A 22,035-nucleotide genomic window follows, 5' to 3' on the forward strand; every position below is an offset into this window, starting at 1 on the left:
AGGCTTATTCAGAACGCAGGCTGGCCGAGGGCTTTACGAGCGCCGCCCGGATGCCGTGAAAGCTCACCGTAGCCACCGCGATGAACGTTACCGTCAATCCCGCCACGGCAAACATCCACCAGGCCAGACTGATGCGGTAATCCCAATTTTGCAGCATCGTGTGCAGGGCCCAGCCCGCCAGCGGAGCGGCCAGCAGAAATGCCGCCATCACCGGCTTCAGAAAATCCTTCGACAAGATCAGCCAAACCTGGGCAACATTGGCCCCCAATACCTTGCGCACGCCAATTTCCTTTTGGCGGCGTTCGGCCAGGAAGGCCGACAGGCCAAATAACCCCAGGCAGGAAATAAAAATGGCCAGTATGCCCACTAAATTGGTGAACTGACTGGTATACCGGATGCCTTTGAGCCGCTTTTGAAACTGCTCGCCCACAAAATGATACCTGAACGGGGTCTGACTATCCACTTTCTTGATGGCCTGCTCTATCCGGTCAACGGTACCCTGCCACTGATCATCGTTTGTGATGCGCACAAACAGGTGGTTTACATGAGCTCTTGTTAATTTTATATACATCGGTTTGGGAGTCGCCAGCGGACTGTTGTACACAAAGTCCTTCACCACGCCGATCACCGTAGAACCACCCACCCGGGTTCCTACGACAGGTGATTTCAGCCTCATTTTCTTTACAGCTACTTCGTTGAGCAAAACAGCATTCGAATCGGTTCCATAGGCCGGATCAAACTCCCTGCCTTCAGCCATGGTAAGCCCGGCAGTTTTCACCCAGCCATATTGCACATCCGTAAGGGTAACCCACATCCTTTCATTGGTGCCGCGCCCCGGCCAGCTGATGCCATCGGTGGCTCCGCCAAAGTTGATGAGGTTGTTGCCGCCCCCCGACACACTGACCACACCGGGCACCTGCTTCAACTCACTGCTGAGCAGGGCGTATTTATTCCCAATCTCACCCCGCAGCGGGATCTCCAGCAAATTGGAGGCTTCGTACCCGATCGGCCTGTTCTCTGCATGGCGCAATTGTTTATAGATAACGATGGTCGCTATGATGAGGAAAATGGAAATCATGAATTGGAATGTCACGAGCCCCTTCCGCAATGCCGAGCCACCTTGCCTGTTCCCGATAATTCCCTTCAATACCAGCACCGGCTTAAAGCTGCTGAGGAAGAAGGCAGGGTAACTGCCGGCTACCAGGCCGGTAAACAGTACCATGGCCAGCAGGGATACCCACAGTTGCCACTTGGTGAAGTCGAACTGCATTTCCTTTTCGGTAAAATAGTTCAGCATTGGCAAGGCTATCCTCGCCAGCAATAAGCCCAACACAAGAGAGATAACCGCCAGCAGCATCGCTTCGCAGAGGAACTGAATGATCACCTGCTTGCGCATGGCGCCCATCACTTTTCGTACGCCCACTTCCCGTGCGCGACGCTCCGAGCGGGCGGTGGAAAGGTTCATGAAGTTGACACAAGCTACCAGCAGTACGAAAATGCCAATGATACCAAACAGGTATACGGCGTAAATTCTGCCTCCACTGGGTTTGCCGTTCTGGAAATCGCCATACAACCAGACATCGGCAAATGGATAAGCAAACAGACCTGCCTCTTTATCATCTAATCGTGCCTGGATCAGTTTGGCCAGCTTTTCATTGACGGCGGTAAGATTGGCCGTTGGCTGTAATTCAAGCCAGGTCGCGATCTGGTTATTATCCCATTTGTGGATCCATCCCAGGTTTTGCTGTTCGAAGACACTAAAGGGGATCGCCACATCAAATTCCTGGCTGCTGTTTTCCGGAATGTCTTTGATAACAGCCGCTACCTGCAGCGGGATCTGGTTATTATAATTGATCAATTGACCGATGGCATTCGCCTTGCCGAAAAGCTTGATAGCCGTGCGTTCGGTGATGACCACCGAACCAGGTTGTTCCATAGCTTTAACAGGATCGCCCACCAGGGCAGGGAAGGTCATCATCCTGAAATAATCCGGCTCTACAAAGACCGCGTTTTCATAAATGCCTTTCTCACTGGTATTGAGCAAGGCATTTCCTCCGGTGGCCAAACGCGAAATATGTTTTATTTCGGGAATATTGGCGCGCATGTCCGGCGCCAGGGGTACCGGCACCGAAGTACCTACGCCTATATCACCACCCACCTTGATGCTCTTCATGAGGGAATACAGGTTGGGCAGGTTTTTATGGAATTTGTCGTAACTGATCATGTCCAGGATGGCCGTCATGATCAGGATGCTGATGGCAAGTCCCACAGCCAATCCGCTGATATTAATAAAGGAGGAAACCTTATTCTTGGTGAGGCTGCGCCAGGCGATCTTAATGTAATTTTTTAGCATATATGGATGGATCGGGTTTCATTACGGATTCAAGCCCGATGCCAAAAATATAATACCTTAAGTATTAATAGAATGGATATGATGTCGAACTGACAACTGTACTGTTTCGATACAAAGACTGTTCGTTTTGTTCTGGCTCTCTGGTGGAAACTTTTCATGCAGATCGGCTACTGACCAAATGATTAGCGCTTGGCAGGTACATAATGCGCTTGTTTGGCCAGCGCTCCTGGCAAGGTTTTCACCGCCTCGTTGAGCCGGGCAATAAGACCTGGAAACACTTTTTTATCATTACGATGATAGGCATAATTGATGAATAGGTAATATATAAGAATGCGGTTGTAGCTGTCGAGTTCGGAGTCCCTGATCATGTTCAGCATCAACTCCTCCATCCTGGTCGTATCCTGACTTTCAGCAAGGGCCCGGCCCAGCCTGTTGATGGAACCGAAGTAGTGATGCTGGGCAGGATTGTCGACCCGCAAACTGATGCCGAGCATCAGATCGGGTACGTTGATATCAAGCACTTCCAGTTCTTTTATATAGGTCTCCCGTTTCGCCCAGGCATAACTGCCGTCGGACACCCGCTCGAAACGATCGTTCATGATGTCGAGGTGTGCACGAAGGAACGTCTCCCAATTCACAGTTTCGGCCGAAAGTCGCGCAATAGCCTGTGCGTGATACCGTGGACTTTGATCCTGGCTGCATCCACCCACCACGATGCGGTTGCGCTTCAACGCAAGGCTCGCTTGGGGAGAAATATAGGTTTCCACATATTCTTCAAGTTCGTCGAGCGAGTTGCCTATTACCTTTGCCTCCTCGAAAGCAGCGGTCAGCAATTCCCGGAAAGCCGGTTGATGGGCGAGTGTGTCCCGTATATAGATCGCTTTACGCAGTTCCCACTTTTTATGAGCATCAAAATAGGCTTCTGTTTGCGCCCTGGACCCCTTAATGGGATACTGTGGACCGGGAGGCACTTCCTTATGAAGGAATTGCATGAAGCGGGGCACATTCATTAGTTTGGCGCTACCACTGTCTTCATACAGGTATCTATAAATGCCGCCGGTGTATTTGGCACCCTCCAAATAAATACCGGTAGTCGTATCGACGAGGCAGTCAACATATTGAACCAGTCGGGCGTATCGATCGGGCAGGAGAGGGGTTTCGAATTCTGTCAGGCAATAGATCGCATACAGGGAAGCTTCGCCATAGGTCTTCTTGCCATAATACTTATAAATCCATTTCCCTTTCAGGTTCGACAGGTATTTGGCAGAATCTCCCGTAAGGTCTACCCTGGGGTCGCTATTAATATCGAATCGCTGACAGGAAAATACCGTTTCCGTATCACGCTCTCTTCTATAAACCGACCGGGTCACCAGGAGGTCTTTTATGGTTTTGGCGGTAGGATATTTGGCCTGAAATTCAGCAAAAGGCAATTGTGCGTCCAGATCCTGCCTCGCTTTTGTCGCCAGGGGCCCTTCTAGCGTCACGTAATGCCCGGTGGCCTGCGGTAAAGCCGTATAACGCCGGTTCAGTTCGCATACTTTAAACTTCAGGTTCAACGAGTCGACAATATGCTTCAGCTGCCGGATGGTATTGTCACCATAGATAAGTCCGTTTTCCGTACTGCCAAATTCAGTGGAGGTTTTTGCAGGCTGTGCCTGGCTGCCGGCAATAATTGCCAGCAGGCAAATTACAGTGAGGGAATATCTCATAGCGATGGTTTTATAGCTGTTAGATGCAGAAAAACGAAAAATACATATTGCTATTTCCTAAAAATTGTTAAATTGAGGCCTTTACGACCTGATACCATAAGTATTTAATTAAGAGATTTTTATGTTTGATTGTGAGAAAATCGATGCTTGCCCGCTGCGCAGAAGGATGATCCTGAACGAACCCACTTCCTCCAGGTACCTTATACCCATCCACTCCTGAATGCATAAGGCCCGGGTATCCGTAAACGCCCGTGGAAACCTCCTATAAGCCTCATTTTCAGGCTTATTTTGCAGTTTCGGATTCTGTTTGAAAACCCTATCTTTGCCAACTCCTAAAAAATAAACAACATTGCAATGAGAGCACTGGTTAGCATTTTTGCTGGATTATTGATCCTGATATCCCTTTACCAGCTATCCTTTACCTGGTTCGTGAACAAACATGAGAGTAGTTTGGAGGCCAAAGCTGCTGCGTACATCAAGAAGAACTACACTGCTGCCGCTACAAAATATCCTGGCGACAAAGAGGCACAAGCCGCTTACCAGGATTCTCTCGATACTTACAAGACCGACTATTACGACAGCCTGCGCCTTGCTACCAAAGACACCAAGATCACCTGGTGGGGACAAAGCTACCAGAAAGCCAAAGAGAGCGAACTGCTCCTCGGTCTCGACTTGCAGGGAGGTATCAACGTAACCATGGATATCGCGTTGGACGGTTTGATCAAAGGCCTGAGCAACAATCCCAACGATCCCCAGATCAAAAACGCCATTGCAGAAGCACAACGTTTGAAGCTGACCAGTGACCAGAACTTCATCAACTTGTTTGTGACTGCCTTTAAGAATGTAAATCCAGGTGCTAAACTCGCTCCTCACTTTGCAAAACCAGGTTCTGCCCTTACTGCCGCTTCCAGCGACAACCAGGTTGTAGCCTACATCAATGATAAAGCCAAAGCGGCGATGTCTCAAACCTACCAGGTTCTGAGAAAGCGTATCGATAAATTCGGTGTTGCCCAGCCTACCATCAGCCTTGATGAGAATAAAGGTATCATCACCGTAGAACTGGCCGGCGCCAGCGACCCCGAGCGTGTACGTAAATACCTCCAGTCTACTGCCAACCTGCAGTTCTGGGAAGTGTACACCCTCAACGATAATGTAATGCAAACCGGCCTCGTAAATGCCGACAAGGCATTGGAAGCCGCTTTATATGGTGTACCTGTTGTAGATTCTGCCGCCCTCAAGGCGATCGACTCTCTGCAGGGTACTGCCAAAGATTCAGCCCGCAAAGCACTGGACAGCATCACAGCTGCCAGCCGCCAGAACCCCCTGTTCCGCGTGTTGAACCCTGCCCGTCCTTACCAGAATGGCGGCCTGCCCGGTTATATCGGTCTGGCAATGTTGAAAGACACTGGCAAAGTCAACCAATACCTGGCCCTGCCTGCTGTTAAGAACAACTTCCCCGGCAATGTAAAATTCGTCTGGGGAAAACAGGAGCGCGACGACAAAGGTGTGTTGAGCCAGGTGCTCACACTCTATGCCGTGAAGACCATCCCCGGTAAAGAAGGTGCACAACTCGAAGGCAGCGCGATTGAAGACGCCCGCCAGGAGTTTGACCAAACGACCAACGAAGTACTCGTTACCATGGATATGAACGATGCCGGCGGCCGCGTATGGTCTTTGATGACCGAGCGCAACATCGGTAAGCCCATCGCCATCGTACTCGATGATATTGTTTATACAGCTCCCAACGTAAACCAAAAGATCGACGGCGGCCGCTCACGCATCACTATGGGTGGTGGCAATGCCAAGAACAGGGCACTCGTTGTGGAAGAAGCACAGGATATCGCCAACATCCTGAAATCTGGTAAAGTAGAAGCTGCTGCTAAGATCGTTCAGGAGCAAGTGGTAGGTCCTACACTCGGTGAAGAAGCCGTAAAGGGTGGTATGATGTCGTTCGGCATCTCCTTTGTGGTGATCTTCCTGCTGATGATCGTATATTATAATACCGCTGGTATCGTAGCCAATATCGCCCTTATCCTCAACCTGCTCTTTACGATCGGTGTGTTAAGTGCCCTGGGCGCTACCCTTACCGCTCCCGGTATTGCCGGTCTGGTACTGACCATCGGTATGGCGGTGGATACCAACGTAATCATCTTTGAGCGTATCAAGGACGAGCTGGCGCATGGTAAATCGCACGAACAGGCAGTTAAAGACGGTTACCGCCGTTCATTGCCGCCCGTACTCGATGCGCACATCACCACCTTGCTGACTGCGATCATCCTTGCTGTATACGGACTCGGTCCGGTACTGGGTTTTGCAACTACGCAGATCATCGGTATCCTGCTGTCACTGTTCTGCGGTATCCTTGTATCCCGCCTGATCACTGACTTCTACACCAACAAGAACCGTCACTTCAAATATTTCACTGGCCTTTCCAAGAAGATCTTCGCTCATGCTGCTTACAAGTTCATCGAGTTCCGTAAGATCGCTTATGGTATCTCTGTGGTGGTATTGATCCTCGGTGTGGCTGCTATCTTCAATGGCTTCGACGAAGGCGTTGAGTTCAAAGGCGGTAGAAGCTATGTAGTGAACTTTGGTAAACCGGTTGACGAAGAAAAGGTGCGTGAATCACTCGACAAGGTTTTCGAGAAAACACCTCAGCTTAAAACTTACGGTAGCCCCAACAAACTGGAGATCATCACCGACTACCGTATCAATGAAGAGGGACTGGCCATCGACTCAGCGGTACGCAATACCCTGTTTGCCGGACTGAAACCTTTCCTCCCCACAAACATTACAGCGGCAGAATTTGCCACCAACAAATATGTAGAAGGAACCAAGAAAGTAGATCCCACGATCTCCGATGACTTGAAATCAGGTGCACAATGGGCTACCTTCTGGTCACTGCTGATCATCGCGATCTATATCTTTATCCGTTTCCGCGACTGGCGTTATTCACTGGGTACCATCGTGGCGCTCTTGCACGACGTATTGGTAACCCTCGCCGTATTCTCGTTCCTGAAAGGCGTGGTGCCCTTCCCGCTCGAGATCGACCAGCACTTTATCGCTGCGATCCTGACGGTGATCGGTTTCTCGATGAACGATACGGTAATCGTGTACGACCGTGTACGGGAGTACAGCCACAGTCAGCATAACATGACCAAAGAAACCCTCATCAACAAGGCCATCAATGATACGCTGAGCCGTACCATCATGACCTCGCTGACGGTGTTCCTGACCATCCTGATCCTGTTCCTGGTAGGTGGTGAAGTAACCAAGGGATTTGCCTTTGCGATGCTGATCGGTGTGGTAACCGGTACTTACTCTTCTATCTTCGTAGCTGCCCCCATGCTGGTTGACCTGGCTAAGAGCAAGCCCCTCGGAGAAGCGGATACCAAGTCTGGCGCTGCTGTGCCTGCTGCCAAAGCAAAAGCACCTGCTGCTGCCGCTAAAAAAGCATAAACCAATTGCTTAAATACTCGAAAGCCTGTGGCGACTGCCACAGGCTTTTTTTATGGGTCTACAGGTCGCCCGCGAACAGCGACAAGAAATATCAAAACGCCGGTGGATTTTCGCCTGGACAAAACGTTTCCATTCACGTCAGTCTCCACCTTACTACACCTGAAACCGTTTCACCCCCTTCTGCAGTACCTCCAAAAAGGGAAGGGCACCTGATCACGGAAATCCAACACCCGTAGCTGCCTCGCAAACCCGGGCGGTTGCCCAAAAATGAAACCACATCCACCCAAAAAAATCAAACGTTCCAAACCACATTAATAACTACCCGTTTTTCCCAAAAAGAAACAACGTCCGTTCACGCGCAAAAAGAAACGTCGCCTTCCTCGAAAAACAACGTCCTAACCTTATCACCCGGTTCCGGCACCCGCACCTAAAAAAAGAAACGCAGGCCACTCCGAAACCCAGGGCTCAATCTCACCACGTCGAACCCGCAGCCATTCCCAAAAAAAGAAACGTCGTCCACCCACGGACGACGTTCATAAACCCTAACAAAACCGACCTTGCTTTATCTAAATCGTCACGATTGCTTGGGAGCTTTCGTATGTTTTTTATGGTGATGGGAGCCGGACTTCTTGGCATCCTTCGTTTTATCATCCTTGGCTACTTCGCCCTTCGCAGGAGCAGTAGCTTCCTTCTTCTGAGGTGCCTTCGCGGCTGGTTTGGGGGTTGTTTGAGCCATTGTGAGCCCTGTAATGGCAAACGCCAGAGCAGCTAACAGGAAAACCTTTTTCATTGCATTGACATTTATGTGGTGATGAATAATTGTTGAATAAAGCTATCTATTAAAAGCCACCGCAGTACATTTTTAGGCATGCTTAACCGCCGTTTAACTTCTGTTAATGAATTGTTCATGAGGGGCCAACTATTTTGTAACTTCCCTTAACGATCGGTTAACCAGATAAAAAATAATAGATAGATAATGCATAGCAAATTTGCCGGAGGTATTTATGTAAAAGGTATGCGGTCATCAACCCTCAGGTGGATTATATTGCTGGCGTCTTTCCTCATTGCCCTGATGACAGGGGTACAGTTGTTCTGGCTGAACAAGATCTATTCGTTCGAACACAAGACTTTCAACACCAATGTGGTGAAAAGCATCCGCGGTCTCTATGAAGACCTCCCCATTGCCGATACGCCTGCCAACCATCTGCAGGACCTCATAGAACATCCTGCGCCCGATTATTTCCTCTTCCGCGTCGATACCGATCACCTGCATTACGATTCATTGGTGTATTACCTGAAGCATGAGCTGAATGATTTCGATGTACTAACGGATGCGCATATAGGATTGTACGACAGTAAGGCCGGCAAGTATGTTTCCGAACAGTACATACCGGCTGCGGCAGCACGCTACGATCCATCGCATACCGTATTGCCCAATTACCACCGCAATAACGATTATGTAGTATTGTATTTTCCGCACCGCAATAAATACGTACTGGCCCAGATGAATTTCTGGTTCATCAGTGCGGGCATCCTGTTCCTGGTACTGATCGGACTGGCCATCATACTGTTTTACTTTTATCGCCAGAAATTCCTGGCCGAGGTACAAAAGGATTTTGTCAATAACTTTACCCATGAATTCAAGACCCCGCTGGCGGTGATGAAGATATCGGCCGAGGTATTACTGCAGGAAAAGATCGTGCACCAACCCGACAGGCTCTTTAAATACGCCAACATCATCCAGCACCAAACCGAGCACCTGCAAAGCCAGGTAGAACGGTTGCTGCACATCGCCTCCACCGACCGGCGCGATATACCGATCGAAAAGGTGAAAGTGCCGGTAAAAGAGATCATCGAACAGGCCGTAGCGAAGGTCCAACCCCTGGTAGACGACAAAGGCGCCCAGGTAGAGATACAGGCCCCCGAAGAACCGGGATTTGCCATCCTGGCCGACCGCGTACACCTCGAGCTGGCCGTGGTAAACCTGCTCGAAAATGCCCTTAAATACTCCACCAAACCCCACGTGATCATCAGTACCGGTGAAGAAGACGGACACCTGTTCATTTCTGTCAAAGACAATGGAATAGGGATCGAAAAGAAATACCAGAAAAATTTGTTCAAAAAGTTCTACCGTGTGCCCACCGGCGACGTACATAATGTAAAGGGATTCGGTCTTGGACTGAATTTTGTAAAACGGATCATCGATGCCCACCACGGCACCATCCGGGTTAACAGCCTCCCGGGCATCGGAACCGAATTCAAAATGCTATTCCCGCTCTAACAAAAACTATACATGTCATGGCAACAAGAAAAGGGAAGGTTTTATTGGCTGAAGACGATCTTGCCTTAAGCTACGTGATCAAAGATAACCTCGTAGATGCCGGCTACGACGTAACCGTATGTCCCGACGGCCAGTCGGCCATCGACCAGTTTGAAAGAGGCCGGTACGATATCTGTTTGCTCGATGTGATGATGCCCTTTAAGGACGGATTCACCGTGGCCAAGAAGATCCGCCAGCACAGCGATGTGATCCCCATACTCTTCCTCACCGCCCGCTCGATGGAAGAAGACCGCATCAAAGGGTTTCTCTCCGGTGCAGACGATTATATCACCAAACCATTCAGCATGCAGGAACTCCTGCTGCGGATGGATGTGTTCATGCGCCGCACCCGCAAACTCTCGGCCGATAATGTACTGCAGTACCTCATCGGCAAGCTCAGCTTCTCGTACTCCGACCTCCGACTGGATGCCCCGGGCGAAAGCTTCACCCTCACCCAAAAAGAGGCCGACCTGCTCAAGTTCCTGTGCGAGCACGCCAACCATATCCTCAAGCGGGAGGAAGTGTTGCTCAATGTGTGGGGTAAGGACGACTATTTCCTCGGCCGGAGCATGGACGTATTCATGACCAAGCTCCGCAAATATTTCAAAGCCGACCCCGATGTGGTGCTGGAAACCATTCATGGCATAGGTTTCCGGTTCAATGCCGCCGTACAGGTGCCGGCTTAATTAGTAAATCGAAACAAGGCAAGTAAACACCACTAAATCAATAGTAAAGCCTCCGCAATACGCGGAGGCTTTTGTTTTGGCGGATGGGCTGGTGTAGGTTGCTGCCGGTATCCGTTGTGGCCTGTGAGGTACATTTTGATGTACTTCGTTGTGACTTTGGGATGAATTAAAAGATGTGCCGTATTTAAGCCGATCATGTCAGGTTGTTGTCCCGTAGATATCCCGTATCTATAAGAGACGAGACATATACGAGACATCTACGGAACATAAACGGGACATATACGAGACATCTACAATTTCAGCGACAAGTAGTGGAACCTGCACGATACAATACGGCAGGAGCCGATACGTTTCACGCAAAACCGGCAATAAATCATCCTTTCGGAGGAGGCAGCCGGTCATTCAGATTGCTATTTTTGTAGCGATAAAACCTACCAACATGACCCTCTCAACAGTAATGAAGGAACTGGAAGCCAAGGGCAGCAAAGACGCCAAAACCCGGTGGAGTAAACACGGGGCCCGGGAACCCTTCTTTGGAGTAAAGGTGGAAGACCTGAAGAAAATAGGCAAGCAGATCAAAAACGATCAGCAGCTGGCCATGGACCTGTACGCCACCGGTAATGCTGATGCGATGTACCTGGCCGGCCTGGTGGCCAATGGCGCCAAAATGAGCCGGAAGGAACTGCAAACCTGGGTCGAGACGGCGCCCTGGTACATGATCAGCGAATACACCGTACCCTGGGTTGCGGCAGAAAATGAACACGGCTACGAACTCGGCCTGGAATGGATTGAATCGAAGGAAGATCATATTGCCGCTTCGGGCTGGTGTACGCTGGCCGGATTGCTTGCGCTGAAGTCCGACGAAGAGATCAATACATACGAAATAAGAACCCTGCTGACACGGATCGCACAAACCATTCACCAGTCATCGAACCGCACAAAATATGCCATGAATGGCTTTGTAATAGCAGCCGGAGCCTATATTCCTGCACTCACGAACGAGGCCATAGCCATCGGCAAAAAGATCGGGGCGGTGCAGGTCAATATGGGCGACACGGCCTGTAAAGTACCCTCTTCGCCCGAGTATATCCAGAAAATGAAAGACAAAGGGTATATCGGTAAAAAGCGTAAGACCATCAGGTGCTGAGCCATGAGGGGCGTGTTTACCATTTAACTGGAAGAAGGTTTAGGCGGCCTGCGTGCCAGGAAAAGGCGGTAGCCACAGGAGGCAGGGAAGCGCATGGCGCTCCCTCACTGGTTTTTGTCGTTCGTAAACAACCCATTGATGAACGCAGCCATCTCCTCTGCCGGCAGGATATGATGCGCGAGGCCCTGTTCAATAGCCTGGGCCGGCATATAACTTACTTCAGCTGTTGAAGGATCCTGTACCACACAGGTGCCGCCATTCGACCGCACCCGTTTCATGCCCGCCACTCCATCCGCGTTAGCCCCCGAGAGCAGGATGGCCACCAGGCCTTCTCCATATACTTCAGCCGCCGACTCGAAAGTGATATCGATACTGGGCCGGCTATAGTTCACCTTTTCCGATACATCGAGCGAGAATGTAAAGTCCTTTTCAATGAGCAAGTGGTAATCGCTGGGCGCTACGTAAATAGCATGCGGGGCTACCGGCTCTTTCTCTTCAGCCTCCCGCACGGGCCAGCTGCCACGGCTGTTCAGCAGATCCACGAGCAGGTCCTCGCTGGAAGCCTTGCGGTGCGTAACGATCAAAATGGCAACAGGCAGGGAAGGCGCAAGAGCCGGCATCAGCTTCAATATCACGTCCAGGCTGCCCGCGGAGCCGCCAATAACGATCAATTGAATGGGTTTCACTATGCTATTTTGCGCCATATCCTTTCTTTATTCTCCAGTTGCTTATACTTACGGAAAATGGTGGAGTACTTCAGGTTCTCCTTGGCGCCAAGTGCCAGGAAACCCAGGGTATCGAGGCTGTCATCAAACAACTGCAGTGCCCGGTTTTGCAGGTTGCGGTCGAAGTAGATGAGCACATTGCGGCAAAAGATGAGCTGAAACTCATTGAACGACCGGTCGCTCACGAGGTTGTGCGTGGCCACCACCATTTTGGCGGTCAGCTGCTCATCAAACTTGGCCCAGTCGTATTTGGCGGTATAGTACCGCGAAAAGTCGTCCTTGCCGCCCGATTGTATGTAATTCTCCGAATACTGCTTGATGAAACGCAACGGGAAGATGCCTTTCTTCAATCGCTCCAAAACTCCCGGGTTGATATCGGTTGCGTACAGCAGCGATTTCTTCAGTAAGCCTGCTTCCCGCAGCAGAATGGCCATCGAATACACTTCTTCGCCCGTTGAACATCCTGCATGCCAGATGCGGATGAAAGGATGCGTAGCCAGCACCGGCAGCACTTCCTCCCGAAGGATACGGTAGAAGGAAGGATCCCGGAACATTTCTGTAACGTTGACCGTTATCTCTTCTACGAAACGGCGGAAGTAGATGCTGTCTGTTTGTATCTGTTTCCGGAACAGGGCAAACGAAGGGAATTTGTCGAGCGAATACAAGCGGTTGATCCTGCGCTTGAGCGAGGCTTTTGAATAATCCGTAAAATCATACCCGTATCTTTCCTGCAGGTCCTGCAGGAGTAATTCTATTTCATCATCTTGAATCTCAAACTCCACAGCTATTGTTTTTGATTGATCATTTTCCTGCATCGTACAGCCAAACCCGTAGTAACGACAGCAACTGATCTATATCTACGGGTTTACTGATATAGTCGGATGCCCCGGCCTCGATACATTTTTCGCGGTCGCCGGTCATCGCTTTGGCTGTTACGGCGATCACCGGCAATTTACGGAAGGCAGGATTGGCTTTGATCCGTTTGGTGGATTCGTAACCGTCCATTTCGGGCATCATCATATCCATCAGCACGATGTCGACTTCCGGATGTTCCTGCAATTGCCTGAGGGCCTCCTTACCGTCTACTGCCGACACCACTTTCATCTGGAACGTTTCGAGGGCCTTGGTAAGGGAATAGATATTGCGTACATCATCGTCGGCAATGAGCACTGTTTTTCCTTTCAATACCTCCTGCAGTACACCCAGGTTGTTCGATGGTTTGGACGGAGCTCCTTTTTCTTCCACGAGGTGCAGGAAAAGCGATACTTCATCCAGAATGCGTTGGTAGGAGTGGGCCGTTTTAATCACGATCGAATCGGCATACTGCCTGATCTTCGCTTCTTCGGGGCGCGACAGATTCTTGCCTGTAAAGATGATGATGGGAATATTTTCCAGTCCGGGTGTCTTCTTCACTTCATCGAGTGTGTCGTACGATTTCTGGTTGGGGATGCCCATATCGAGGATCACGCAGTTCACTTCTTTCCGGAGCAGGGCCTGCACACTGCTGTTGACCGTGTTCTTGATCTCGGTATTGACCTGGAAATTCTCCAGGTAGTAGGCGAGGGCCTTGGCATGTTTCAGGTTCTCCTCTACGATGAGCACCTTACGCGGGTTGTTGGCGAGCATGTACTCGATGCGCGAGAAGATGTCCTGCATCTGCTCAAAGGCTACCGGCTTGTTGATGAAGTCTACGGCTCCTTTCGAGAGGCTCTTGTATTTACCATCATAGGCACTCATCATATGCACCGGGATATGCCGGGTCGCAATATTGTTCTTGAGTTCTTCCATGATCTCCCAGCCGTCTTTCACCGGCAACTGGATATCGAGCAGGATGCCCACAGGCATGTATTCCAGCGTGAGGGGCAGGGCTTCATCGCCCCGCACACATACCACCCCTTTGTATCCTTTGGCGCGGGTATATTCCAGCAACGATTTGGCAAAATTGGTATCGTCTTCCACGATCAGGATCACCTTATCGCGATGGCCGATGGTGAGGCGATCGTCGGGCACATTATCGGGGATCACTTCACTGAGGTATCGTTGGCGCAATTCAGGGGCGGGGGCTGCAGCGGCTAACGGCACCGGGGTAACCTCTACTGCTTCGACAGCTTCGCTGGTGCGAACGTAAGTTGCGATGGCTTTGGACGCGGGAATGCATAGCGAGAATGAGCTGCCCTGTCCGGGCTCGCTCTCCAGCAGTATTTCACCGCCCAACAGGCGGGCCAGTTCGCGGCTGATGGAGAGTCCCAGGCCCGTGCCGCCATATTTACGACGGGTAGAGCCATCGGCCTGCTGAAAGGCTTCGAAGATCACCTGTTGTTTATCGCGCGAGATACCAATGCCGGTATCTTTCACCGTAAACATGACCCGGTGATCGTTGCTGGCCGGCATGGTGATGCTTAATTGTACATATCCTTTAGACGTGAACTTGAGTGCATTGGCAATCAGGTTCTTCAGTATCTGCTCGAGCCGCAGTCGATCGGTCTCTATGATGCCCGGTACTTCGCTGCCAATTTGTGCCTTGAATGTGATGCCCTTCTCTTTGGCGATAGGGTCGAAGAGGGCAATCATACCCTGCACCATATCCTGGACGGCCACATCGCCATAATGCAGTTCCATTTTACCGGCCTCAATGCGGGACAGGTCGAGTATCTCATCGATCAGCGAGAGCAGTCCCTGCCCGGAGCTTTGTATCACCTTAGCATATTCTATTTGTTCGTTGGAGCGGTTGGTTTCATTGTTCTCCGACATGAGCCTCGACAGCAACAGGATGGAGTTGAGCGGCGTGCGCAGTTCGTGCGACATATTGGCGAGGAACTCCGATTTGTAACGGGTGCTTTGCTCCAGTTCTTCCGCTTTCCGCTGTATCTCGAGGTTGCGTTCGAATACCAGTTGGTTCTTTTCTTCAAGCTGGCGGGCCCGCTCTTCGAGTTCGCCATTGGCTTCCATGAGTTCTTCCTGCTGTACCTTCAGCTCTTCTTCGGAGGCCTGCAATCTTTCGGTCTGCGCTTCCAGTTCGCTGTTGACGTTCTCCATCTCATTGTGCTGTGCCTGCAATTCTTCCGACTGCGATTGGGTCTCTTCGAGCAGCTCTTGTAAGCGGCGGCGGTTTTCGATGCCGTTCACCGCTGTACCGATGTTGTGGCCGGCTGCTTCGAGAAAAGCAATTTCATTGGCGGTATAGGGTTTGATCGACGCCAGCTCTATCACACCCATGATTCTCCTTTCGTGAAACAGCGGGAAGGCAATGATCTGTAGCGGACTGATGGCGCCAGTAGCATGCGTTATTGTGAGCAGGTTGGGCGGCACTTCGGTGAGGTGGATAATGGCGGCGCTTTCGGCAGCACGTCCAGGCAGCCCTTCGCCAAAAGCAAAGCGGCTTTTGGTTTGGTGCTGGCCCAGCGCAAACCCCTTTACGAATCGCAGACTGGAATTGTCTTCTGCTACGTACAGGGCGCCTACCTGGCTATGGGTGTAGTTGGCAATATAAGCAAGTACCTGGGCCGACATGACCGGCAATTCGTTTTCGCCCAGCATCTTTTCGCTGAGGCTGGCGATGCCGGTTTGCAACCATTCCTTATCGGCCAGCGTATTGAAGGAGTAATCGAGACTGGAAGCCATTTTATTCAGCGAAACGGATAGATTACCCAGTCCGTCGGCTCCTTCGTCCTGCACCCGGATGGTATAATCGCCGGCCGAGATCTTGTTGGCTACTTCCTGTATGATACCGATGCGCCGGGTAATATCGACATCCTTATCGGCCAGCTCCTGCTGCAGGCGTGATGTGCGTTCATAATCGCTGTTTACGCGCGCAAAAAACACAACAGTAATTATTAGCGAAAGCAATGCCGCCACCAGTACCAGTATGGGCGTGTAGGTAGCGAACCGGTTCATTTCTGCCGTTCGTTCTGCCAGCAACCTTTCTTCTTCGTCGATCATGGCATTGACCACGCCGCGGGCTTCGTCCATATGCTTCTTGCCTTCCAGTAATTTCTCGGTGCTTGGGGCGATGCCGTTCTTCTTTTCCAGGATACGGCTGCCAAGGCTGGTCATGCGTAGCGACACGATCTCCTGCAGGCGATTGGCCCGTGTAAGCTGATCGTTGTTGTCGCTGACCATTTTCTTAAGACTTCTGACATAAGCTCCGGCACTATCGATGGAGCCGGTGTACGGACCCAGGAACCGGTCGTCGTCGGTGAGCAGGTAACCACGCTGGCCGGTCTCTGCATCTTTCAGTGTCGACATGATCTTTTCCACCAGTTGCTTTACCTCATTGGTGTGCCGTACGTCGCTGGCGCTGCTGAGCAGGTTGCTGATGCTTACGTAGGAGGCCACAGAGCTCACGATCACCAGGAAAAGGGAGACGCCAAAGCCGATGAGCAGGTTACGTTTAAAGCTTGATTTCATGAGTTATGAATAGATGCCTTTATAATGGTCAATGATTGTTGAGTTGTTTGCCGGGCAACAGCATAATAAAGGTGCTGCCCTTTCCTTCTTCGCTGCGCGCGGTGATCACCCCTCCATGCGTATCCATGATCTTTTTTACGATCGCCAGTCCGATACCGGTTCCTTCGTACTCCTCTTTCGAGTGCAGGCGCTGGAAGATGGAGAATATCTTATTGAGGTAAACCTCATTAAATCCTATGCCATTATCGCTCACGGTAATGCGGCACCAGGGGCCGCTGCCAGCCGCATCGCTGTGTGGTTCCTTGTCGGTAACCCATTCGGAGCCGATGTGGATCTCCGGCTTGCCTTGTTTGCTGGAGAACTTGAGGGCGTTACTGAGGATGTTCTGGAATACCTGCCGTATCTGGGCGGGTATCACTTCCAGCGTGGGGATAGTACCGGTGTGGATGATGGCCTGCTTTTCCAATATCAGCAATTCCATATCGTCCAGTATCTCCTGGATCACCTGGTTGATATTGGTAGCTTCAAATACACCGGTGATGGAAAGACGGGAGTAGTTGAGTACATCGGTGATGAGCTTGTTCATCCGTTCGGACGAATGAATAAGCCGGTTGATATAGTTGACGGCATCGTCGTTGCCGGTAAGGAATTTGTCTTTGATGAGGTGGCTGAACACCTGGATCTTGCGGAGAGGTTCTTTCAGGTCGTGCGAAGCTACGTAAGCAAACTGCTGCAACTCGTGGTTGCTGCTTTCGAGTTCCTGGTTGGCCAGCATGAGCTCCTGCGTGCGTTCCTGTACGCGTTGCTCGAGCAATTGATTCGCCAGGCGTTGTTCATGGATATCGGAAAATATGCCTACCCATTTGAGTATCTGGTCATCCTTTTTCACCGGCGTAAGGGTTAGGAGGTGGATGCGGTATTCTTCCGATTTCAGGGGCCTGATGCGGAGTTCGGTTTCCTGCTGCAACCCGGTAACGATGGCCCTGGCTATACAGGATGCCACGGACGTTGAATCGGGTGGTGTTTGCGGAAACATGTCCTTGCCAAAGGAATATTGGTACCAGTACCGGTTTACGAACTCTATATGTCCTGATGTATCGCAGGTGAAAGCTATTTGCGGAACAGATTCCAGCACCGATCTTAATTCTTCTACACTCTGGTGCAAGGCTGTTTGCGCTTGTTTACGCACTTCTATTTCCTCGCGTAATGTTTTTTGAATGTCGTTGAGTTCCCGTGTCTGCAGATGAAGGCGATAAAAGGTTTTTACTTTCAACAGCAGGATATCGGGATCGAAGGGTTTGGTAACATAATCGATGGCGCCCGAGGAATAACCTTTGGTGATGAATTTCTTGTCGGTGTTGACTGCTGACAGGAATATGATAGGGATGTCTTTCGATTTGCTGTAACCACTAATGGCTTCTGCTACTTCGAAGCCATCCATGCCCGGCATCTGCACGTCGAGGATGATGAGAAAATATGACTGCTTGAGTACCTTGCGTAATGCTTCCTCTCCGGAAGCAGCAGTGTCTACCTGGAAATGATGCAGCTCCAGTAGCTTTTGTAATGAAAAAAGGTTTTCAGGCCGGTCATCGACAATGAGTATCATAATCAGCTAAATAAGAGCAAATCGCCCAGATAATAATAGCTGCTATGAAAAAAAGCATGTAGAAATATATCTACATGAAACTGCCTGGCACCCACTAAAATTTGATGCCACCAGTAATGACGCGTATTACAGCGGATGGAAAGGAGAGCGTACGAATTTTCAGAATGCGATGCTTACTTCGTTTACTTCCATGTAACAGTTCATGAAGCATCTTTCGTGGAGATTTTGGATGGCCATGGCGCCTGCTTTATTGTCCATTTCTATATAACCACAACCGAGGGATTGACGCGTATCATCGTCCATAATGAGGCGAACTGAATTGACTTTACCAAATTGCAGGAACAGTTGGAATAGCTGGCGTGCAGTCGTCTTTTTGTTAAGATTAGTAACAAAAATGTTCATAGAAGTGGCTTTTGAAAGTGGTTAATGATACGGAGAAGGTGCTATAGGGGGTGACTATTGAAGTTAATTAAATAGTATGCACAAACCTAATTTGTTTTGAGGAAGAATTTAATCAGTAGCCAAAATTGGCTTGAAAAAGAATTAGTTAGATATGATATTATTTAATTGTTTCGTGTGGTGGGGTGCTGCGCCGGGGCTACTATTTCAGTTGGCTTTCGGTTCGATGGTGCGTTATTGATGCCCCGAAACTGGCAACACCGCGATCATTTTAAAGTGGCGCCATCCTGGTCTGGCCAAAGCCGCGCTTCCCGACGGCAGGGGAAACAGTGGCTGCGATCCGATTGCACGTATGCGAAAGGGATATGGCTGTATGTTATATTTTTCAATTGCCAATAGAGCTTAGTAAACTGTTAATCGGATTAACCTGTATTTGACATTTATGGTGTTATTTCATAAAGTGAACGATTGTTAAAACCAAAAACTGCCACTATTATGAAAAAATGCAACTTCGATTGTTCCTGACCGGGCCATGATTGCCCCAAAACGCCACTGAATTCCTGTTGTACCTTCGATCAACTCTCCGCAATCAAATCCCTCATGTATTCTTCAAACGGCTGCAAACAGGAATCCGGGATTACCATGCTATAAGTGAATAAGACGCGCCGGGCTGTGCTATAGCCCTTTACATTACTGCTGCCTTTGCTGCAGGGACCGCTATTCCCTGCGGGAAACTTTTTTGACTATGCCTGAACGCCTGGCCGGTACAGACATGGATTGCCATATCCATGCGCTGCCACCGGTACGGGGGCAGATCAGGGTTCTATTCACTTATAAAACCTAATTATGAGACAATTCTATGCACTTTCCCTTTTGCTGTTACTGCACATTGCCATTAACGCACAAACTACGCTTAGTGCCGATGGTCCCGGCAACACTTATGAACTGATCGAATCGAAGGGATTTGGAGTAGAGAATCCCGATTGCGTACATGGTACGTTTGGTCCACACGTTACAGAAGTGTTCGACAACACGCTGAATAAATATGTATTCGTATTTCATAGCCATGCAGAAGCCGATAACGACCGCTGCACCAATTTCGACCGGGTACGTATGGAGATCAAAGGCGGCAGCGGATCGCCTGCCGATATGCAGCATACGTCGGGGCAAACTGCTTATTACCGCTGGAAGTTTAAGCTGGATGCCGGCTTTATTCCATCGAGTCGTTTCACCCACATCTTCCAGATCAAAGCGATCGATGGGGATGACGGTGCTCCGTTGATCACCATCACACCACGAGCAGGTACGCCGCAAAAGATGCAGATCATCCATAGTGCGGGAGAAGGAAGCGGTAGCCTCGGAACCGTGGAAGAAGTTGACCTGGCTCCTTTTAAAGGCACCTGGGTAGAGGCCTATGTAAAATACAAGAGCAGTGAAGGAAGCGCCGGTACAGTAGAAGTTGTTCTGAAAAGGTTAAGCGATGGTGCTACTTTATTGTCCTACACCAATTCCTCACTCGATATGTGGCGTACGGGCGCCAGTTACAACCGGGGCAAATGGGGTGTTTACCGTGGTAAGGACGCGGTACTGCGTGATGAGCAGGTACGGTTTGCCGACTTCTGCGTTACGGAAACCGGTGCCAGCCTTTGCCCCAGTGATGTCGGGAGCAACCAGTCGCCAACCGTAAGCGTTACTGCACCAGCCAACAATGCCAGCTTCACAGCACCGGCCAATGTAACGATCAACGCGACAGCGGCTGATGCGGATGGTATAGTGAGCCTGGTCGAGTTCTACAATGGCAGCACCAAGATAGGGGAGGATGCCACGTCGCCCTACAGTTTTACCTGGACAGGTGTAGCGGCCGGCAGCTATGTGCTAACGGCCAAAGCTACCGATAACAATAATGCTGCTACCACATCGGCAACCGTAGGTATTACAGTAACGGTGCCGCCAACCTGCCCGGCGGTGATAGCCAGTGCCGACGATGGCAATGTGCCCGCCAATGTGCTCGACAATAACCTGGCCACCCGCTGGAGCGCAAGCGGTGATGGACAGTGGATCCAATTTTGCCTGAGTTCTCCGGCAACCGTGACTGGCGTACAGATCGCTTTCTACAATGGCAATGCCCGCAGTTCTACTTTCGATGTACTTACGGGCAACGACGGCAATACCTGGACCACGGCTGCAGCAGGACGTGTAAGCAGCGGCACCTCGCTCAACCTGGAAACCTTTACGTTCCCGGCGCAATCGGCCAAATACGTGCGCATTGTTGGCCATGGCAACAGTGTGAACTTATGGAACAGTTATACTGAAGTAAAAATACAAACCGGTTCGGGAGGCGGACAAACGCTTACCCTTGCTCCAACACATGATGCCTATGTACGCAATGGCACCAATGCCGATGTTACCCATGGTACTACCGATGCTGCTATCCTCATCACCAAATTGAATGCCACGGCATCTGCGGGCAATGACCGGCATACCTATCTGCGTTTTGATGCATCTACCGCTGGTGCTTCCATCAGCTCGGCAGTATTGCGGCTCTATGGAAAGATCGACGATGACCGTGCCTCCAATATACCGGTGAGTGTGCAGGCTGTCTCCAATACAAGCTGGACAGAATCTGCCATCACCTGGAACAATAAGCCGGCAACGGGAGCGTCCCTGCAAACAGCTACCGTAACCGACGCCACTGCCCGGTACTATACCTGGAATATTACCGCTTATGTACAATCGGAACTGGCGGCAGGGCGTACGCAGATCTCGTTGGCACTGTTAAGCGGCCTTGCGACCGATCCGCGGATTACCTGGAACTCGAAAGAAACAGGGAGCAATGCGCCCGAACTGGTGATCACAACGGCCAGCTCGCTATTGGCTGAACAAACCCGTTCGCTCACTGCCGGTAACGAAGTGACAAACACAAAGATGCTGCAGGTTTATCCCAATCCATTCCGCAGTGTCAATACAGTATCGATCAACCTGGAAAAGGAAGGTCATACCCAGGTAGCTGCCTATGACCTAACCGGCCGACTGGTGGCAACGCTGGTAAATGGCCGCTTATCGGCTGGGTTGCATCGCCTCCATTTCGATGCCAGCGGAATACCAGCCGGCCTGTATATCCTTCGACTTACCGCCAATGGCAAAACCATTACCCAAAAACTGATCAAAGAATAACACGTCAACACCAGGACGAACAGAAAGCCGTACCCGTTCGTCCTGGTTAA

13 protein-coding genes are annotated in these 22,035 nt (G+C 50.5%); 5 read left to right on the forward strand and 8 right to left on the reverse strand.

Going from position 1 to position 22,035, the window contains the following annotated elements; genetic code table 11:
• Positions 1-4: 4 nt before the first annotated feature.
• Positions 5-2,353 carry an ABC transporter permease gene (locus P2H89_RS07000; RefSeq protein WP_275825870.1) on the reverse strand — a complete coding sequence of 783 codons (2,349 nt, stop codon included), beginning with the start codon at positions 2,351-2,353 and terminating at the stop codon, positions 5-7.
• Between the two features lie 182 nt (positions 2,354-2,535).
• Complete coding sequence (locus P2H89_RS07005; protein ID WP_275825871.1) at positions 2,536-4,062, reverse strand: hypothetical protein; 1,527 nt, start codon at positions 4,060-4,062, stop codon at positions 2,536-2,538.
• A 354-nt stretch (positions 4,063-4,416) separates the two neighbouring features.
• On the opposite strand from P2H89_RS07005, the gene secDF reads away from it, so the two are divergent.
• Complete coding sequence (gene secDF / locus P2H89_RS07010) at positions 4,417-7,521, forward strand: protein translocase subunit SecDF (protein WP_275825872.1); 3,105 nt, start codon at positions 4,417-4,419, stop codon at positions 7,519-7,521.
• 574 nt (positions 7,522-8,095) lie between these two features.
• Here the strand turns inward: secDF and P2H89_RS07015 are convergent.
• Positions 8,096-8,311: a hypothetical protein gene (locus tag P2H89_RS07015; RefSeq protein WP_275825873.1), complete on the reverse strand. Its 216-nt coding sequence runs from the start codon at positions 8,309-8,311 to the stop codon at positions 8,096-8,098.
• Positions 8,312-8,497: 186 nt separating this feature from the next.
• On the opposite strand from P2H89_RS07015, the gene P2H89_RS07020 reads away from it, so the two are divergent.
• The 3 genes from P2H89_RS07020 to P2H89_RS07030 all read left to right on the forward strand — a co-directional run bounded on the left by P2H89_RS07020 (position 8,498) and on the right by P2H89_RS07030 (position 11,674).
• Positions 8,498-9,802, forward strand: coding sequence for a HAMP domain-containing sensor histidine kinase (locus tag P2H89_RS07020; protein ID WP_275825874.1), 1,305 nt, complete (start codon positions 8,498-8,500; stop codon positions 9,800-9,802).
• A gap of 17 nt (positions 9,803-9,819) precedes the next feature.
• Entirely contained in the window at positions 9,820-10,527 is a 708-nt protein-coding gene (locus tag P2H89_RS07025; protein WP_275825875.1) for a response regulator transcription factor, read from the forward strand.
• Positions 10,528-10,966: 439 nt separating this feature from the next.
• Entirely contained in the window at positions 10,967-11,674 is a 708-nt protein-coding gene (locus P2H89_RS07030) for a DNA alkylation repair protein (protein WP_275825876.1), read from the forward strand.
• A 104-nt stretch (positions 11,675-11,778) separates the two neighbouring features.
• Here P2H89_RS07030 and P2H89_RS07035 read toward each other — a convergent pair whose 3' ends face one another.
• The 5 genes from P2H89_RS07035 to P2H89_RS07055 form a co-directional block, all read right to left on the reverse strand.
• On the reverse strand, positions 11,779-12,378 hold the full coding sequence (locus P2H89_RS07035; RefSeq protein WP_275825877.1) for a chemotaxis protein CheB: 600 nt from the start codon (positions 12,376-12,378) through the stop codon (positions 11,779-11,781).
• A complete protein-coding gene (locus tag P2H89_RS07040; RefSeq protein ID WP_275825878.1) occupies positions 12,360-13,181 on the reverse strand; it encodes a protein-glutamate O-methyltransferase CheR in 822 nt (273 codons plus the stop codon). Before P2H89_RS07040 ends, P2H89_RS07035 begins: the two co-directional genes overlap by 19 nt.
• Before the next feature lie 19 nt (positions 13,182-13,200).
• Entirely contained in the window at positions 13,201-16,806 is a 3,606-nt protein-coding gene (locus P2H89_RS07045; RefSeq protein WP_275825879.1) for a response regulator, read from the reverse strand.
• Positions 16,807-16,834: 28 nt separating this feature from the next.
• On the reverse strand, positions 16,835-18,412 hold the full coding sequence (locus P2H89_RS07050; RefSeq protein ID WP_275825880.1) for a response regulator: 1,578 nt from the start codon (positions 18,410-18,412) through the stop codon (positions 16,835-16,837).
• A gap of 159 nt (positions 18,413-18,571) precedes the next feature.
• Positions 18,572-18,814 (reverse strand): RNA-binding protein, encoded by a 243-nt coding sequence (locus tag P2H89_RS07055; RefSeq protein WP_275825881.1) that lies wholly within the window; start codon positions 18,812-18,814, stop codon positions 18,572-18,574.
• 843 nt (positions 18,815-19,657) lie between these two features.
• On the opposite strand from P2H89_RS07055, the gene P2H89_RS07060 reads away from it, so the two are divergent.
• The gene (locus P2H89_RS07060; RefSeq protein WP_275825882.1) at positions 19,658-21,985 is read left to right on the forward strand and encodes a DNRLRE domain-containing protein; all 2,328 of its coding nucleotides are present in this window, start codon (positions 19,658-19,660) and stop codon (positions 21,983-21,985) included.
• Positions 21,986-22,035: the final 50 nt, after the last annotated feature.

Source organism: Paraflavitalea sp. CAU 1676 (assembly GCF_029223285.1).
GTDB lineage: Bacteria > Bacteroidota > Bacteroidia > Chitinophagales > Chitinophagaceae > Paraflavitalea.

Coding starts and splice junctions, on each gene's coding strand:
- P2H89_RS07015 (WP_275825873.1), bottom strand. CDS start 8,311: ATGAAAAAGGTTTTCCTGTTAGCTGCTCTGGCGTTTGCCATTACAGGG.
- P2H89_RS07030 (WP_275825876.1), top strand. CDS start 10,967: ATGACCCTCTCAACAGTAATGAAGGAACTGGAAGCCAAGGGCAGCAAA.
- P2H89_RS07045 (WP_275825879.1), bottom strand. CDS start 16,806: ATGAAATCAAGCTTTAAACGTAACCTGCTCATCGGCTTTGGCGTCTCC.
- P2H89_RS07035 (WP_275825877.1), bottom strand. CDS start 12,378: ATGGCGCAAAATAGCATAGTGAAACCCATTCAATTGATCGTTATTGGC.
- P2H89_RS07025 (WP_275825875.1), top strand. CDS start 9,820: ATGGCAACAAGAAAAGGGAAGGTTTTATTGGCTGAAGACGATCTTGCC.
- P2H89_RS07005 (WP_275825871.1), bottom strand. CDS start 4,062: ATGAGATATTCCCTCACTGTAATTTGCCTGCTGGCAATTATTGCCGGC.
- P2H89_RS07050 (WP_275825880.1), bottom strand. CDS start 18,412: ATGATACTCATTGTCGATGACCGGCCTGAAAACCTTTTTTCATTACAA.
- P2H89_RS07055 (WP_275825881.1), bottom strand. CDS start 18,814: ATGAACATTTTTGTTACTAATCTTAACAAAAAGACGACTGCACGCCAG.
- P2H89_RS07060 (WP_275825882.1), top strand. CDS start 19,658: ATGAGACAATTCTATGCACTTTCCCTTTTGCTGTTACTGCACATTGCC.
- secDF (WP_275825872.1), top strand. CDS start 4,417: ATGAGAGCACTGGTTAGCATTTTTGCTGGATTATTGATCCTGATATCC.
- P2H89_RS07000 (WP_275825870.1), bottom strand. CDS start 2,353: ATGCTAAAAAATTACATTAAGATCGCCTGGCGCAGCCTCACCAAGAAT.
- P2H89_RS07020 (WP_275825874.1), top strand. CDS start 8,498: ATGCATAGCAAATTTGCCGGAGGTATTTATGTAAAAGGTATGCGGTCA.